Here is a 15,733-nt window from a genome sequence, read left to right as displayed (position 1 = left end):
CCCGTTTGTCGTATCAGGGGACGATGTCGGCAGTCGGTGGGACGCTGACGTGATGGGTGAGACGGAGCAGCGGACCTATCCCGCGGGCGTGACGTGCTGGGTCGACACCGACCAGCCGGACGTCGAGGCGGCGCGGCAGTTCTACGGCGACCTCCTCGGGTGGACCTTCGCCGACGCGATGCCCTCGGCGGCACCGAGCAGATACGTCATCGCCCAGCGCGACGGGCGCGATGCGGCCGCGATCGCCGGCCCGGCGGAGGGCGCCGCTCGCTGGAACACCTATGTCGCGGTCGACGACGTGGACGCCGCCACCGCACGGTTGGCGGGTCTGGGTGCACGGGTGGTGAGCCCGCCGGTCGACGTCGGGCCAGGCGGCCGCACCGCCGCCATCGCCGATCCTGAGGGCGTGCCGCTGCGGTTGTGGCAGGCCCGCGAGCGCCGGGGCGCACAGATCGCGAACTCGCCCGGTGCGTGGAACTTCAGTGACCTGCACACGGCCGATCCCGCGGCCGCCGCGAGCTTCTACTCCGAGGCATTCCAGTGGCAGATCGCCGATCAGGGCTGGCTGACCTCGATCCGGGTCTCCGGCTACGGCGACCACCTCGAGCACACGGTCGACCCGGAGATCCGCACCCGGAACGCGAAGGCCCCCGAGGGCTTCGTCGACGTGATCGGCGGTATCCAGCACACCGGGAAGGGCGAAGAGCCTCATTGGCACGTGACATTCAGCGTGGCCGATCGCGACGAGTCCGTCGCGAAGGTGGAGCGCCTCGGAGGCACCGTGCTGCGCAGCTTCGAGACCGACTGGGTGCATGCGGCGACGATCCAGGACCCGCAGGGGGCGGTGCTCACGCTCAGCCAGTTCGCGCCCGAGAACTGGTGACCGACCTGCTGGTGGTCAGTCCAGCGGCGGGAAGTTCGCGCCGGGTACGGCCCGGTCCACGATCGAGCGGGCGGGCACGGTGCCCTCGATCTGGCTCAGGACCGCGATCCCACCGAGCCAGGCTCGGTGGATGAGCAGATAGCTGGGGGGCAGGTTGAGCTTCAGCCCGGTCGCGAACTGGGCGCTGCGCGGGTCGTTGACGTAGGCGAAGATACTGCGCATCCAGGCTCGGCTGAACTCGAACTCGGCGGTGTGCAACGGTTCGAGGAAGACGCTCAGGTACGCCAGCACCGCCTCGTCGTCCACGCGTACGCCGCGTCGGATGAAGCCCTCGGCGCGCAGCCCCTCCAGCAGGGCTGGCGCGTCACCGTCGACGGCCGCGTTGAGCAATCGGCCCAGCGCCGGTGGCAGGCCGTCGGGCAACCGGTTGATGGCACCGAAGTCGAGGACCCCGAGGCGGCCGTCGGGCATCAGGCGGAAGTTGCCGGGGTGCGGATCGGCGTGCAGCAGCCCCGCGCGCCCCGGCCCGGCGACCAAGAACTCGAGGTAGTGGGCGGCCGCGGTGTCGCGCTGCTCCTGGGTGCCGGAGGAGATGATCGCCGACAGCGGTGTGCCGTCGATCCATTCGCTGACGATCGCCCCCGCGGTGCTGGTCACGACGTGCGGGATCAGGTAGTCGGGGTCGTCGTCGTACGCGTCCGCGAACTGTTCCTGCATGGTGGCTTCGAGCTGGTAGTCGGTCTCCTCGGCCATCCGGCCCTTGAGTTCGTCCAGGATCGGGCCGACGTCGAGACCCGGCACCCAGCTGGTCGTGAGGCGCATCACCCGGGAGACCTGGTTCAGGTCCGACATGAGGGCCTCGCCGGCACCCGGGTACTGCAGCTTGACCGCGACCTGGCGCCCGTCCTTCCAGACGGCTCGGTGCACCTGCCCGATGGAGGCGGCTGCCACCGGCTTCTCCTCGAACGACTCGAACTTGCCGCGCCACCGGGTGCCGAATTCCTCGCGCATGATCCGGCGCACCGACGCGACGGGCATGGCCGGCGCCGAGTCCTGCAGCTTGGTCAGCGTCGCGCGATACGGCCCCGCGATCTCATCGGGTAGGGCCGCCTCGAACATCGACATCGACTGACCGAACTTCATGGCGCCGCCCTTGAGCGACCCGAGCACCCGGAAGAGCTGAGCCGCCGTCTGCGCCTGCAGCTCCGCGGCCACCGCCTCGGCCGGTTTGCCGCCGACCCGCTTGCCCAACCCGATCGCCGTACGCGCTCCGAATCCCAGCGGGAGGCTGGCGAGCTTGGCCGCGCGTACGACGCCCTTGCGGGGCAGGTCTGTCATGACATCGAGTATCACGCATCAACCGTCGGCGTCCGGGCAGCACCGGGGGTGCGCACGCCACAGCCGGTGCTGCACCCGGGGGCTCGGAGTGGTCACGGTCAGCGAGACCCCGACCGGCAGGGGGCGGCCGGTTAGGTGTCCGCGGACCACCAGCCCGACCAATCCGGACACCACGGCGCGCAGGTCGGCGGGGGCGAAGACGGGGACGAGCAGGTCCGGCGCGTCCGTGCCGACGGTCGCGATGGCGGCCCATCCGCGATCCCGGACCGCGCGATGGTGGTCCAGGCATCCCAGGCACGGGCCGACGCCCGGTCGGATGAGCGGGCCGATCACCGCGCGGCCGGCGCCCAACACCACCGGCAGGTGGGGGACGCCCTTGCGGTGCCAGCGCGCGGCGGCCGTGGCCGGCACGTGTTCCGCGGCGATCAGCACAGCCAGCGTGGTGCTGGCGGGGTCGGCGTGCGCGCCCATACCGGTCAGCACCTCGCGGACCGCGTCCGGCACACTGCCCGCGCCGGCGACGGCCACCGAACCCGACACCATGTCGGAGGCGCTCAGTCGTGACGCCGCGTCCCCGAGCAACCGCACCACGTCCGGCCAGCGGGAGGACGGCGGCCGGACGAGGTGCGCGCTGCCCCACTGACGGGCGGTCATCGGTCCCAACCCGACGACCGCCCGCGTCTCGGCGTCACTGAGACCGCTCACGACCAGGGCCCGCTCCGCTCCCAGGCCGAGCTGCACCTCGCCCGGATCCCGCAGGTGGGCGCGGAGCGGAACGGCTGCTGGGCTCATGGTGGGACTCCTCGTCGGTGCGGGAGTCCACACCCTGGCAGCGGGCCACGAAGGGCCGCAGGAGTTGTCCACAGGGCGCCCCTGCCCGCACGGCGCCGACGGTGGGGGCACCTACATTTGGCGTATGACGTCGTCCTCCGTCGCGCTCACGCCCGAACGGCCCGAGCCCGAGGTGGAGATCCGGCGGTCCACCCGGCGCCGGCGCACCGTCTCGGCGTACCGCGAGGGCGAGAAGATCATCGTGCTGGTGCCCGCCCGGCTCTCCGCGCAGGAGGAGGCCCGCCTGGTGGCGGACATGGTCGCTCGGGTGCAACGTTCGGCGGCCCGCCGCGCAGCACCCGGCGACGACGGCTTGCGCGCCGACGCCGAGCGGCTCTCGCAGCGGTACCTCGGTGGGCTGGCCACCCCCACCTCCGTGCGGTGGGTGGACAACCAGCGCACCCGCTGGGGTTCGTGCACACCGACCCGCGGCACGATCCGGCTCTCCTCGCGGCTGGTCGGCATGCCCGCGTACGTCGTCGACTACGTCCTGCTGCACGAGCTGGCCCACCTGCTGCGCCCCGATCACAGCCCGGCGTTCTGGGAGCTGCTCGGTGGCTATCCGCGGCTGGACGAGGCCAAGGCCTACCTCGACGGGGTGGCCTTCGGCGCCGGTCTGCCCGCGCTGGACGATGCGGACGCGGCCGACGTCGACGACCCGGACCGGCCTGCTAGCTGAGGTCCGCCAGCTGCGGGACGACGACCCGCAGCTCGGGGTCGGTGTCGCGCGGCAGGTCCCGCACGGGCCACCACCGCACGTCGTCGGACTCGTCCGAGACGTGGGGGAGTGCGCCGGGTGGGGCCGTCGCGAGGAACCGCAGATCGCGGTGCGACCGGCACCGCCCGAACCGCGAACTCAACTCGTGATGACTGAGGTGTGCCAGACCGGGGCGTGGCCGTAGGCCCGCCAGCCCCGTCTCCTCCGTCGCCTCCCGCAGGGCCGCGTCGGCCACGGATCGGTCGCCCGGCTCGAGGTGACCGCCGGGCTGCAGCCACAGCCGCGCCTTCTTGTGCAGCACCAGGCAGACGTTCTCGCCCCTCGCGTCGAGCACGAACATGCTCGCGGTGAAGTGGTCCGGCGGTCCGCCGCGCCACATCGCCTCCGGGCCGAGGGCCAGCGCTCGCACGAATTCGCCGCGGAGCTGCAGCTGGGCCGGGTCATTCGGAACATGGTGTGCCAGCAGGCTTCTGGCGTCGCTCGCTAGCGGCACGTACTTCTCGTACGCCGGGTCGAGACTCACCCGCGCGGGGTGCCCGGACCGTCGGTGCCGTCCGTGCCGTCCTCAGGATCCTGCTCGCCCTCGAACTCGGCCTCACCCTGCGCGAGCAGAGCGTCCAGCGCCGCGTCGACGTCGTCGCGCGGGGCCTGCACCTGCTCGCCGGTACGCCGCGCGACGTATGCCTGCGGGTCGTCGAGGTCGGCGGCGGTCGGCGCGAAGTCCGGGTGCTGCCACGACTCGTCCCGGGCGTCCGCACCGGCGGCGTCCTCGATGGCCGCGAACAGTCCGGCCGCGTCGCGCAGCCGGCGGGGGCGCAGGTCGAGGCCCACGAGGGAGGAGAAGACGCGCTCGGCGGGCCCGCCGGTGGCGCGTCGGCGGCGTACGGCCTCCGAGAGCGCCGCGGCGTGCGGCAGGTGGCCGTCGGCCGCCCGGTCGCTCACGACGTCGACCCATCCCTCGACCAGGGCGAGCAGGGTCTCCAGGTGGGCGAGCGCGCGGCGCTGCGCCTCGCTCGGCTCTGGCGTGAAGAGCGATCCCTGCAGGGCGCTCTGCATCGCCTGAGGGTCTGTCGGGTCGATGTCGCGCAGCGAACGCTCGATGCCCTCGGTGTCGATGCTGATGTCACCGGCGTAGCTCTGCACGGCGGCGATCAGGGCGGGGGCGAGCCACGGGACCGCGTGGAAGAGCCGCATCCGCGCGGCTTCCCGGGTGGCGACGTAGAGGTGCACCTCGCCGGCATCAACGCTCTGCCCCTCGGCGAACGCCGCGACGTTCGTCGGCAGCAGCACGATCTGATCGCCGTCGAGCAGCGGGATGCCGATCTCGGCGCCGCTCACCAGGTCGCCGGCGAGAGCACCGACCGCCTGGCCGACCTGCATCGCGAACATCGCGTTGCTCATCCGCGCCATCATCGGCTCGATCTGCCCCATCATGGCGCCGGGATCGGTGCCGGCAGGCAGCCCGAGCTGCTCCGCGGCGCCGTCCCCCAGCTGCCCCAGCTGTTCGCGCATCGCGTGCTGGATCGCGTTGCCCACGCCCGTCGCGACCGGCTCCACGAGCCGGCGCCACATCGGCATCGTGTGGTCGACCCACTCCGCGCGACTCCACGCGAGCCCGGGGCCGACGGCCGCGAAGCTGGTGACGTCGTCCAGCCAGAGATTGGCCACCTGCACGATCTGGTCGGTATCGGCCTTGGTGCGCGCGGAGACGGACTTGTCACCGTCCGTCGCGACCTGCTTGCGAGCGATGTCGGTGGCCATCTCGATGTTGAATCCGCCGTCCGCCGGCGCGGACATCATGGCCTGCATCTGCGCCTGCAGCATGCCCATGGTGGCGGGATCCAGACGGTCGATGCCCATGTTCTTCAGCGCCTCCGCGAACTCCGGATGCTCGGCCAGACCTTCGCCGGACAGCAGCGAGCGCAACAGCTCGCCCAGGTCCGGCTGGTCGGGGTCGTTGGGCTCGCCGGGTCTCCCGGTCGGGTAGTCGCTCACGGTGAACTCCTCGGGCGGCAGGGACGGTGAGAGGATGCCTACTCCAGATAACCACGACGGGCGGTCAATGAGTTCCACAGGTCGGCGTGTTCGCGCAGGGCGCAGCGTGGAGACCCTCGCGGTGACACGCCCGTCCGGGCCGATCGCTGCCGCCGTGCAGGCGCGGTGGACCGATCGGGGCGGTCGGGTGGCGCAGCTGGAGGACAACCTCACCAGTCCGCTCATCGGTCCGGGACTACAGGGCGTGAGTGCCCTCGTGCATGTGGTGACCCCCACGGACCTGCTGCGCGACCAGGCCGAGGACCCGGTCGAACGCCGTGACCGGATGGTGCGCGAGGTGCGCACCCTGGTGCTGGCCTGTGCCGCGAGCGCGGTCCGCCAGCTCGTCGTCGTCACCGCGGCCCAGGTGTACGGCGCGCTGCCGGACAACCAGGTCCCCTTGCCGGCCGACGCGCCGCTGCGCGCTCGTGGTCATGCCGGTCTGATCGCCGACCTGGTCGCTGTCGAGGAGGCGCTCGCCGAGGCCGCTCCGGCGTACCCGGGGCTGCGGATAGCGGTGCTGCGGCCGGCGTCCGTGGTGGGCGGCGTCGACACGGTCACCACCCGGCACTTCGCGGCGCCTCGGCTGCTGCGGGTCGCCGGCGCCCGTCCGACCTGGCAGTTCTGTCACATCGACGACCTGGCCACCGCCGTGGAGGTCACCCTCGACCGGCGACTGTCCGGCGCGCTGCCCGTCGCCTCACCGGGGTACCTCACGCAGGAGGAGGTCGAGCAGCGCAGCGGCATGCGGGCCGTGGAGGTCGGGGCGAGCACCGCCGGCGCCATCGCCGGACGACTGCATCGGCTCGGCACCCTCAAGTCGCCGGAGTCCGATCTGGACTTCGTCATGCACCCCCTCGTGGTGGACACAGCGACCCTGCGCGCCGCGGGGTGGACCCCCGCGTACGACAATGACCTCTGCCTCGCGGTGCTCCTCGAGGACGTCGCTGCGCAGACCCGCGGCGCGCCGCGGTTCGGAGCCAGGGACGCGGCCGCGCTCGGTGCTGCCAGTGCGGCGGTCGCCGTCGGGGCGACGGCTGCGATCATGCGGCGCCGACGACGGAAGGGCTGAGCCGGTGGATCACGATGCACGGGTGCGTCTCGCGCAGCTGCGCGACACCCCCCTGTCGGTCGACGAGGTGCTGGAGGCCGTCCGCGGACCCGAGGCCGGTGGGGTCGGGCTCTTCGTGGGACAGGTGCGTGCGCACGACCACGCCCAACCCGTCGTACGACTGGACTACACCGCGCATCCGACCGCCGAGCAGACGCTGCACGACGTCGTACGCGGCGTGCTGACCGACGAGGTCACCGCCGCCGCTGCGGTGCACCGCACCGGAGAGCTCGTGGTCGGCGACCTGGCGGTGGTGGTGGCCGTCAGCGCCGCACACCGCCACGCGGCGCTGCGGGTGTGCTCAGAGCTGATCGATGTTCTCAAGACCACGGTCCCGATCTGGAAACACCAGGTCTTCGCCGACGGCACGGATGAATGGGTGGGTTTGTGACGACCTCGGACGACACGGGCGACGCGAGACGCGAGGGCGGGGCAGGAACGTCACGGCTGGGCGGGCTGCGCCCCCGCACGGTGGTCTGGTTGGTGGTCGCCGTCGTGCTGGTGCTCGTCGTGGCGGCCCTCAACCTGATCCATGTGCCGGTCGCGATCCTGCGGCCCGGGCCGGCGCAGAACACGCTGGGCGACCTCGACGGCAGGCCGGTGATCTCGATCTCCGGGCATCCGACCTACCCGACGTCCGGCTCGTTGGACTTCACCACCGTGTCCCTGGCAGGGGGCCCGCAGTACCCGGTGACCGTGTGGGAGTGGGCGACCGCCCACCTCAACAGCAACGCGCAGATCGTGCCCGCCGACGAGTACTTCCCCAAGAACGTCACCAGCAGACAGGTGCAGCAGCAGGACAGCACCGACATGGCCGACTCCCAGCAGACCGCCCAGGTGCTGGCGCTGCGGACGGCGGGCATCCAGGTGCCCGAGACCGTCTCGGTTGGGCTGCTGAGCCCCGGATCGCCGGCGGCGAAGTACCTGAAGGTCAGCGACGTCGTACGCAGCATCGACGGCACGCCGCTCACCCGCCTGGCGACCGCGCGGGCGGTCCTGGACAAGGTCCCCGCCGGCACCACGGTCACCCTGCAGATCACGCGCGCCGGCAAGCCTCTGACCGTACGGATCAAGACCGCGAAGAACCCCCAAGGGAAGGGGTCGCTGCTCGGGTTCTACCCGGTGCCGAACTACACGCTGCCGTTCAAGGTCGATGTGAACGCCGGCGACGTCGGCGGGCCGTCGGCGGGCAACATGTTCACCCTCGCCATCTACGACAAGCTCACTCCCGGATCCCTCACCGGCGGTAAGAAGTTCGCCGGCACCGGCACCATCGCGGAGGATGGCAGCGTGGGGCCGATCGGCGGTATCCGGCAGAAGATGGTCGGTGCGCACGACTCCGGTGCGAAGTACTTCCTCGCGCCGGCCGCGGACTGCAGCGAGGCCCACGGGCACATCCCGTCGGGCCTGACGGTGATCAAGATCGCCTCGTTCGCGCAGGCCGTCTCGGCCGTGAAGATGGTCGCAGCCGGCCAGGGGTCGGGCCTGCCGTCCTGTTGAGCGCGGCGCAGCGGTGCGGCGGCGGCGCCTCAGGCGGTGAGCGTGGCCCGCAGCGCCTCGACCAGCCCGGGGGCGATGTCCTGACCGATGGCGACCTTGTCGTCCGCGTCGTGGGCGCGCTGTCGCAGCAGACACACCGAGGCGCCGTCGCGCAGCACCGCCACGAGTAGCCGGACGTCCTGGCGGTCCGGGTGCGCGGCGAGTGCTTCCGCTGCCTGCTCCGGATCGGCCGGCAGATCGTTCTCCGCGTCCGGCGGCACGACCAGGCGCTCGACGGCCAGCGCCACGCCGTCGACCTCGGGCGGCCACGCGAGCCGGCCGAGCATCGACTCCAGGGCCGAGGTCGGCGCCAGCCCCTCCTGCTCGATGGTGCTCAGCCCGTCGGGTGCTGCGGCCCCGAGCTGAGCGGCGAGCGCCGGTTCGCGGGCGAGCAGCCCGGCGTTGCGGGCGATCGCGAACAGACGCGGTGCCTGGTCCCAACCGGCGGCGGCGACGTGGCGTTCGGTGTCGACCGCGCACTCGATCAGGGGAGGCAGGATCGTCTCGGAGGTACTCGGCATACCTGCCATCGTGCCGCACCGCCCCCGCCGCTAAGTTGAGGGCGTCGTTGCCCGGTGCGTGGACGGAAGACCCGATGAGTGCTGCGGACGGTTCCGGGCGCTCCGGAGGCGCCGGATCCTCCGACGTGCGCGCCCTGCCGCGGCTGGATCGCCGACGGCACTCGCTGCTGCGGCTCACCGTCACCGTCGTCGCCGTGCTCGTCGGCGGCAACATCGCGGTGAACCTGTGGACCCAGCACCTGTGGTTCGAGAACCTGCAGTACGCCGGGGTGTACGGCGTGGAGCTGCGCACCCGTGCGGCGCTCTTCGCCGCGGGCTTCCTGCTGGTCGAGGTGCTGTGCCACGGCAGCGTGTGGCTCGCCTACCGTTACCGGCCGATCCGGGTGCCGGACGCCGCCGGTGAGGCGATGCACCGTTACCGCGTGGCGATCGAGCCGTTCCGCCGTGCGGCGTTCGCGATCGTGCCGCTGCTGCTCGCAGTGCTCACCGGGGTCAGCGCCTCGAGTCAGTGGCAGACGCCGCTGCTGTGGTGGGCGCGACAGAGTTTCGGGCAGACCGACCCGCAGTTCCACCGTGACATCGGCTTCTACGTCTTCACGATGCCGTTCATCGAGATGCTCATCGGCTTCGGCACGGTGATCCTGATCCTGGCGCTGGTGCTGGCCACCGTGACCCACTACATCTACGGCGGCATCACCGTCACCGAGGGCAGACTCACCGTCACCCGGGTCGCCCGGCGACACCTGTGTCTGCTCGCCCTGGCCCTGCTGCTGGTGCGCGCCGCCGGATGGTGGTGGGGCCGGTACGCGCTGGTCTACCGCACCGGCCGCACGATCACCGGCGTCGACGACACCGACGTGCGGTCGACGCTGCCGGTGCACGCGATCCTCGCCTGCGCCGCCGTGCTCACGGCGCTCGCGTTCCTGATCACCTTGCGTACGCGCAGCTGGCGGTGGCCGGCCGCCGCGGTGTCGATGCTGATGGCCACCGCCGTGGCCTTCGGCGGCATCTACCCCGAGATCCTGTCGGCGGTCCGCGGCAGCTCGATCCGCTCGGCGAGCGAGGCGACCTACCTGCAGCGGCAGATCGACGGCACGCGCACGGCGTACGGCGTCTCGGACGTGACCGTGCGCGACTACACCGCCGGTGCCACCCCGACGGCGGGGCTCGCGGCGGCCGCGGCCGGCGCGCCGGTACTGGACCCGACGGTCGTGACCAATGCCTTCCAGCAGCTGCAGGGGCTCACGCCCCCCGCGGCGTTCGGGGGGCTCGACGTCGGCCGCACCGGAAGTGGCACCGCGGCCATGCCGACGGTCGTCGGCGCGCGGGGCGTCGACGTATCGGGTCTGCCTGCGAACAGACGGGATTGGGTCGGTCAGCACCTGATCTACACGCACGGCACGGGGGTGGTGACCGCCCGCGCCGACGTCACGACCGCGGGTGGCGCGCCGTCGTTCCTGACCGACTCCGCCGCCTCCCGCAGTCGCATCTACTTCGGTGCGGGACTGCCGTCGTACTCGGTCGTGGGCGGCAAGCCGATCGAGGCCGACGGCACGGCAAGCACCGGATTCCGGTACGACGGGCGGGGCGGGGTCGCGTTGGGGGGAGTGCTGCGCCGGCTCGCGTACGCCGCGAAGTTCCGGTCGCTGGATCTGCTGACCTCCAGGGCCGTCAGCACGTCGTCTCGGGTGATCTACGAGCGTGATCCCGTGGACCGGGTGCGGCAGGTCGCGCCCTGGTTGTCCGTCGACGACGACGCCTACCCGGTGCAGTCCGGCGCTCACACCCTGTGGGTCGTCGACGGCTACACCACCTCCGACCACTACCCCTACTCCGAGCACCAGCCGCTGACCACCGCGTCCGGCGCACTCGGCCGGCCGATCAACTACCTGCGCGCCTCGGTGAAGGCCACGGTCGACGCGTACGACGGGACCGTACGGCTCTACGCCTGGGACAGCAGCGAACCGGTCCTGCGGGCCTGGGAGAAGGTCTTCCCGGGCACGGTGCGGCCGCGCTCGCAGCTGCCGGCCGCGGTGCTCTCGCAGGTGCGGTATCCCCAGGGTCAATTCGAGATGCAGCGCACGGTGCTCGCCGCGTACCACGTGAGCGACCGTGCGACCTTCGCCGACGGGAGGGCGCACTGGTCGGTGCCGGTCGACCCGACGACCGGCGCCGGTGTGCCGCAACCCTCGTACTACCAACCGGTCACGTTGCCCGGCGCGTCCGGCCCCGGGTACGCGCTCACCTCGACGTACGTCGGGGAGGACGGCACGGGCCAGGCCACCGGCTACCTGGTGGCCGGGTCCGACCACGGGACGACGCCCGGCCAGGTCGGCGCGGGGTACGGCCGGCTGACGCTGCTACGGATCAGCGGCTCGGCGCGCGGTCCAGGACAGTTCCAGGACGACCTGAACTCCTCGGCGCAGCGCTCCTCGAGCATGCCCGGCACACTCAGCCAGTTCTTCATCACGCAGTCGCGCCAGAAGGCGGTGGTGAGCAAGGGCGACCTGCTCACCCTGCCAGCGGCAGGCGGGATACTGCAGATCGAACCGCTGTACGTGGTGGCCGAGGGAAGCGCCTACCCGGTGCTCAAGGCGGTCGTGGTCGGCTTCGGCGGCCGACTGCGGTGGGGAGCGACGCTGCAGGACGCGCTCACGGATCTCTCGACGGCCCCTTAGTTCGGCTCGATTTTGCGGCACGGCGGCCCTCCCGTAAGCTGATCTCACCGACGCGGGGTGGAGCAGCTCGGTAGCTCGCCGGGCTCATAACCCGGAGGTCGCAGGTTCAAATCCTGCCCCCGCTACCAACGCGTCAACGAGAAATCCCCGGGCCACACGGCCCGGGGATTCTTGCTGTCCGGGGTGGTTCTGCCGTACCTGGGGTGCAGGGAAGTGACCGCAAGGCCGATACCCCACCCACCGACGTACGCCCAGCGCAGGAAAGTGACCGCTCGGCCGATATTCGACCGAGGGCGGGATCCGCGGAGGGCCTTCCTCGCCGGCCCGGGTTCCCTAGCGTTCAGCGAGCAGCGGACGAGCGCACACCGGGAGTGAGCATGGGCAAGGTAGTCGCCGACATCTCGATCTCACTGGACGGTTACTTGACAGCGCCGGGCGCGGACCTGGTGAACGGGCTCGGCGTCGACGGCGAGCCCGTACACGCTTGGGTCCTCGAAGAGCCGCGGTCTGCCGTCGATGAAGAGGTCCTCGCGAGCAGCTTCGCGCGCACCGGGGCGGTGGTGATGGGCGGGGCCAACGTCATCGACCAGGGCCTGACGGCAGGGGTGGTCGACGAGCTGCGCATCCACCTGTCGCCCGTGCTCTTCGGCGGCGGCACGCGGCTCTTCGACCTGACCGGTCGGATGACGCTCGTGCAGCGTGAGGTCACGGTGTCACCGAAGGCGACCCATCTCACGTACGACGTAGTGCTGGCGCGCTGAGTGCTCTCAACGCCGCCTCAATGCCGAGCGAGCACCGGGTGGCGTCCTCGTTGGTGTGATTACCATCACACATGGCCTCGTCCGTCACCGCGTCGACCAGGGCCCCCGCAGCGCCGCGGGTGCTGGTGGTGGACGACGACGCGGCGGTCCGGACCGTCGTGCGGTGGCAGCTGGACGATGCCGGCTTCCAGATCCTGGAGGCGGGCGACGGGCCGTCGGCACTGCGCAGGATCCGGGACGATCGGCCCGAGCTGATCGTGCTCGACCTGTCCATCCCGGGTCTGGGTGGGCTGGACGTGCTGCGGGCGGTCCGCGCAGGCCGGGCCGGCCGCGGCGATCTGCCCGTCATCGTCCTGTCGGGTGGCACCGGGGAAGAGGACAGGATCGCCGCGCTCGACCTCGGCGCCGACGACTACCTGATCAAACCGTTCTCACCCGGCGAGCTCGCTGCGCGCGTTCGATCGGTCCTGCGGCGCAGCGTCCCCGAGCGGTCCGCCGACGCCGTCGTCATCGGCGCCCTGCGCATCGATCGCGCCGGTCGCCGGGTCCATCGGGGCGGCATCGAGATCGAGCTGACCCCCAAGGAGTACGACCTGCTGGTCTTCCTCGCGACCCACCCGCGGCACGTCTACACCCGCAGTCAATTGCTGGAGAGGGTGTGGAACTCATCGTCGGAGTGGCTCGGCGAGGCGACGGTCACCGAGCACGTGCACCGCTTACGGCTCAAACTGGAGGCCGACTCCTCGCACCCGCGACTCCTGCGCACATCTCGTGGGGTCGGCTATCAACTGATGGACGGCGCGTGAGCGAGCTCTCGCTGTCCGAGGTCGACAGCGACACCGTCGCCCAGGATGCGCAGGCGTTGCTGGACCGACAGACCCAGGTGCTGGATCTCATCGCCGGTGCCGCGCCGCTGCGCGAGGTGTTGGCGCTGATCCTGGTATCGCTGGAACAGCTGATGCAGGGCGCGTGCTGCTCGATCCTGCTGATCGACCGCGCGCACGGCAGCCTGCACCACGGCGCAGCGCCGAGCCTGCCCCCGGAGTACGTCGCCGCCATCGACGGCATGACGATCGCGGACGGTGCCGGCTCGTGCGGTACGGCGGCCGCGCGCAACGTCGCGGTCGTGGCACCGGACGTGCGGACCGATCCTCGGTGGGCCGCGTACCGGCATCTCGCCGAGCCCGCGGGCCTGCGCAGCTGCTGGTCCACCCCCATCCCCGGGCGGGACGGCCGCCCGGTCGGTACCTTCGCCGTCTACCACCGCAGACCTCACCACCCTTCGCTACGCGAGCAGTCGCTGGTCGACCGCTTCACCCATCTCGCCGCCGTCGCGATCGAGCACGCGGGACTGGTCGGCGACCTCATGGAGAGCGAAGAACGCTTCCGTACGTCGTTCGACGACAACTCGCTGGGGATGGCGATCCTGGGGCTGGATCGTCGGGTCGTCACCAGCAACCTGGCGCTGGGCGGCCTGGTGGGTGGCGGACGGGACCTGATCGGCAGCACGCTCGCCGACCTCGTCGCGGCCCGGCCCATCTCCCCGGGATCCTGGCTCGACCGGCTCGATCACCCGGGAGCGGCACCCGTGTCCTTCGCCGCCGCTCTGAGGCGTCCCGACCGCGAGGACCTCGATGTCGAGGTCACGGTCGCCCTGCTCATCGGCCGCGACGGACTCCCGTCGCAGTATGTGGTCAACGTGCTCGACCTGACCGAACGGCGAGCGGCCGAGCGAGATCGTCGAGCGCGGCTGGAGGCGGAGACCGCACGTCGCACGGCGGAGGAGCTGGCGCACGCGCGGTCGGAGCTGCTCGCGGCCGTCGGCCACGAGGCGCGGACGCCTCTGCAGACGATCGTCGGCTTCGCCGAGCTCCTGGGCACGCTCGACCTGGACGAGAGTCGCCGCCGTGAAGCTCTCGAGCACGTCGGCGCCGCGGCCGGCCACGTCATGGATCTGCTGACCGACGTGCTCGACCTGAGCCGGATCGAGGCCAGTGCGCTCCCGCTGACGCCGGAGCCGATCCGCGTCGCTGACCTGGTGACCGAGGTGTTCGGGCTGCTCGCACCTCAGGCGCAGCAGCGCGACGTCCGGGTGTCGCTTGACCTGGGACGCGAGGTCGCGCTGGCCGACCCCCGTCGCCTCCTGCAGGTCTTCCTCAACCTCGTCGGCAATGCGATCCGTCATGGTGCGGCCGGTGGGCGGGTCGTCGTCCGCGGGCACCCGACGCCCGACGGCACACACCTGCTCCTGTTCGTCGACGACGACGGACCCGGCATCAGTCCCGAGGTGCTCCCGCGGATCTTCACCCCGTTCCCGCGTGCCGGGCTCCGCGATTCGCCGGCGGCTGCCCGGGAGCCCGGCGGCCCGGCGTACGGGGAGAGCATCGGCCTGGGGCTCGGACTCGCGCACGGTCTGATGCGGGCCATGTCCGGCGACCTGTCGGTGGCGCACTCCGGTCCGTCGGGCACGTCGATGCGACTGCGGATCCCACGGGGAAGACGTCCGGGCCCCCTCGTGCCCGGCAACACCGAGAAAGGGAACCACCCATGAGCAGCACTCTCTACGCCTGTTACCGCCCGCCGGCCGACCCGCACGCCTTCGACCAGCACTACAAGGAGGTTCACTCGCCGATCGCCCTGAAGCTGCCGGGTCTTCGCAGCTTCACCGGCACCACGCCGTCGGCGGGCCCGGACGGAAGCCCCGCGCCGTACTACTTCATCGCCGCGCTGACGTTCGACGACGACGCGTCGCTCGCGTCCGCGCTATCCGGACCCGAGGGCAAGGCGGCCGTCGACGACCTGGCCAATTTCGCCGGAGCCGGCGTCGACCTGATGACCGGCCCGACGGTCGCCTACTCCTAGTCACCGGCACCGCCGCACCGGCGGGCCTCAGGAATCGGAGGCTGCCCACCCGGAGACGCGGACGATGCGGCAGACCAGCACGCGGTGGAAGGGTTTGTCGGCGTACTGGGCGACAGTGCGCGCCAGCCGGTCACCGAGCGCATCCACCAGCTCGGTGGCCGGAGTGGCGACGTGTTCCAGTTCCGCGCGCACCCACCACAGCCGCGACCAGTCCTCGGTCTCCCAGTGCTCGATCAGCAGCGTGCCGCGCGGATCGGCCGCGAGGTTGTCCTCGCGCTGCAGCCGGGACCGGGACTTGGGTTTCACGCGGTCGATGGGCACTCCAACGTGTCCCTCGTGGACGGCGTACACGACCGGTTGTGGATCGGGCCCCCGGTCGGGGTGCAGGGTGGCGAGCACTCCGTGGACCTCGCGTTCGAGGCGAGCCCGGGCGGTGTCGGCGTCCAGTTTCATGGCG

General features: G+C 71.6%; 16 protein-coding genes and 1 tRNA gene. 11 read left to right on the top strand and 6 right to left on the bottom strand.

The window, feature by feature from the left end; all coding sequences use genetic code 11:
* The first annotated feature begins 52 nt into the window (after nucleotides 1–52).
* Nucleotides 53–883, top strand: coding sequence for a VOC family protein (locus J4030_RS11475; RefSeq protein ID WP_208049354.1), 831 nt, complete (start codon nucleotides 53–55; stop codon nucleotides 881–883).
* A 15-nt stretch (nucleotides 884–898) separates the two neighbouring features.
* On the opposite strand, the gene J4030_RS11470 is transcribed toward J4030_RS11475, so the two are convergent.
* Together J4030_RS11470 and J4030_RS11465 are read right to left on the bottom strand one after the other, a co-directional pair.
* Complete coding sequence (locus tag J4030_RS11470; RefSeq protein WP_208049353.1) at nucleotides 899–2,221, bottom strand: AarF/ABC1/UbiB kinase family protein; 1,323 nt, start codon at nucleotides 2,219–2,221, stop codon at nucleotides 899–901.
* An 18-nt stretch (nucleotides 2,222–2,239) separates the two neighbouring features.
* Nucleotides 2,240–3,013 carry a hypothetical protein gene (locus J4030_RS11465; RefSeq protein WP_208049352.1) on the bottom strand — a complete coding sequence of 258 codons (774 nt, stop codon included), beginning with the start codon at nucleotides 3,011–3,013 and terminating at the stop codon, nucleotides 2,240–2,242.
* Nucleotides 3,014–3,137: 124 nt separating this feature from the next.
* Here J4030_RS11465 and J4030_RS11460 point away from each other — a divergent pair, with 124 nt between their 5' ends.
* Nucleotides 3,138–3,731, top strand: coding sequence for a M48 family metallopeptidase (locus tag J4030_RS11460; protein ID WP_208049351.1), 594 nt, complete (start codon nucleotides 3,138–3,140; stop codon nucleotides 3,729–3,731).
* Here the strand turns inward: J4030_RS11460 and J4030_RS11455 are convergent.
* Nucleotides 3,724–4,293 (bottom strand): NUDIX hydrolase, encoded by a 570-nt coding sequence (locus J4030_RS11455; RefSeq protein WP_208049350.1) that lies wholly within the window; start codon nucleotides 4,291–4,293, stop codon nucleotides 3,724–3,726. The two genes, J4030_RS11460 and J4030_RS11455, sit on opposite strands and share 8 nt — an antisense overlap.
* Nucleotides 4,290–5,765, bottom strand: a complete 1,476-nt coding sequence (locus J4030_RS11450; protein WP_307864665.1) for a zinc-dependent metalloprotease — start codon at nucleotides 5,763–5,765, stop codon at nucleotides 4,290–4,292. Before J4030_RS11450 ends, J4030_RS11455 begins: the two co-directional genes overlap by 4 nt.
* Before the next feature lie 121 nt (nucleotides 5,766–5,886).
* Here J4030_RS11450 and J4030_RS18020 point away from each other — a divergent pair, with 121 nt between their 5' ends.
* From J4030_RS18020 to J4030_RS18540, 3 genes are read left to right on the top strand one after another with little or no spacing between them, the layout of a single operon-like run.
* Entirely contained in the window at nucleotides 5,887–6,876 is a 990-nt protein-coding gene (locus J4030_RS18020) for an NAD-dependent epimerase/dehydratase family protein (RefSeq protein WP_243763207.1), read from the top strand.
* 4 nt (nucleotides 6,877–6,880) lie between these two features.
* Entirely contained in the window at nucleotides 6,881–7,306 is a 426-nt protein-coding gene (locus J4030_RS11445; RefSeq protein WP_307864664.1) for a molybdenum cofactor biosynthesis protein MoaE, read from the top strand.
* Nucleotides 7,303–8,415, top strand: a complete 1,113-nt coding sequence (locus J4030_RS18540) for a PDZ domain-containing protein (RefSeq protein ID WP_208049347.1) — start codon at nucleotides 7,303–7,305, stop codon at nucleotides 8,413–8,415. The genes J4030_RS11445 and J4030_RS18540 overlap by 4 nt, the downstream gene beginning before the upstream one ends.
* Nucleotides 8,416–8,444: 29 nt before the next feature.
* Here the strand turns inward: J4030_RS18540 and J4030_RS11435 are convergent, their stop codons facing one another.
* Nucleotides 8,445–8,984: a PPA1309 family protein gene (locus J4030_RS11435; protein WP_374221994.1), complete on the bottom strand. Its 540-nt coding sequence runs from the start codon at nucleotides 8,982–8,984 to the stop codon at nucleotides 8,445–8,447.
* Between the two features lie 65 nt (nucleotides 8,985–9,049).
* On the opposite strand from J4030_RS11435, the gene J4030_RS11430 reads away from it, so the two are divergent.
* The 6 genes from J4030_RS11430 to J4030_RS11405 all read left to right on the top strand — a co-directional run bounded on the left by J4030_RS11430 (nucleotide 9,050) and on the right by J4030_RS11405 (nucleotide 15,276).
* Nucleotides 9,050–11,653, top strand: coding sequence for a UPF0182 family protein (locus tag J4030_RS11430; RefSeq protein ID WP_208049345.1), 2,604 nt, complete (start codon nucleotides 9,050–9,052; stop codon nucleotides 11,651–11,653).
* A 51-nt stretch (nucleotides 11,654–11,704) separates the two neighbouring features.
* Nucleotides 11,705–11,781 (top strand) — tRNA-Met (locus J4030_RS11425).
* 249 nt (nucleotides 11,782–12,030) lie between these two features.
* Entirely contained in the window at nucleotides 12,031–12,414 is a 384-nt protein-coding gene (locus J4030_RS11420; RefSeq protein WP_208049344.1) for a dihydrofolate reductase family protein, read from the top strand.
* Between the two features lie 71 nt (nucleotides 12,415–12,485).
* Nucleotides 12,486–13,220 carry a response regulator gene (locus J4030_RS11415; protein WP_208049343.1) on the top strand — a complete coding sequence of 245 codons (735 nt, stop codon included), beginning with the start codon at nucleotides 12,486–12,488 and terminating at the stop codon, nucleotides 13,218–13,220.
* Entirely contained in the window at nucleotides 13,217–14,965 is a 1,749-nt protein-coding gene (locus J4030_RS11410; protein ID WP_208049342.1) for a GAF domain-containing sensor histidine kinase, read from the top strand. The genes J4030_RS11415 and J4030_RS11410 overlap by 4 nt, the downstream gene beginning before the upstream one ends.
* Entirely contained in the window at nucleotides 14,962–15,276 is a 315-nt protein-coding gene (locus J4030_RS11405; RefSeq protein ID WP_208049341.1) for an EthD family reductase, read from the top strand. Before J4030_RS11410 ends, J4030_RS11405 begins: the two co-directional genes overlap by 4 nt.
* A 27-nt stretch (nucleotides 15,277–15,303) precedes the next feature.
* Here J4030_RS11405 and J4030_RS11400 read toward each other — a convergent pair whose 3' ends face one another.
* Nucleotides 15,304–15,729: a pyridoxamine 5'-phosphate oxidase family protein gene (locus tag J4030_RS11400; protein ID WP_208049340.1), complete on the bottom strand. Its 426-nt coding sequence runs from the start codon at nucleotides 15,727–15,729 to the stop codon at nucleotides 15,304–15,306.
* Between the last annotated feature and the right edge of the window lie 4 nt (nucleotides 15,730–15,733).

The sequence above is a fragment of the Allobranchiibius sp. CTAmp26 genome (assembly GCF_017565405.1).
Classification (GTDB): Bacteria; Actinomycetota; Actinomycetes; order Actinomycetales; family Dermatophilaceae; genus Allobranchiibius.
The sequence above is the reverse complement of the archived record's forward strand: the minus strand, read 5'-3'. Positions and strand labels throughout refer to the sequence as shown.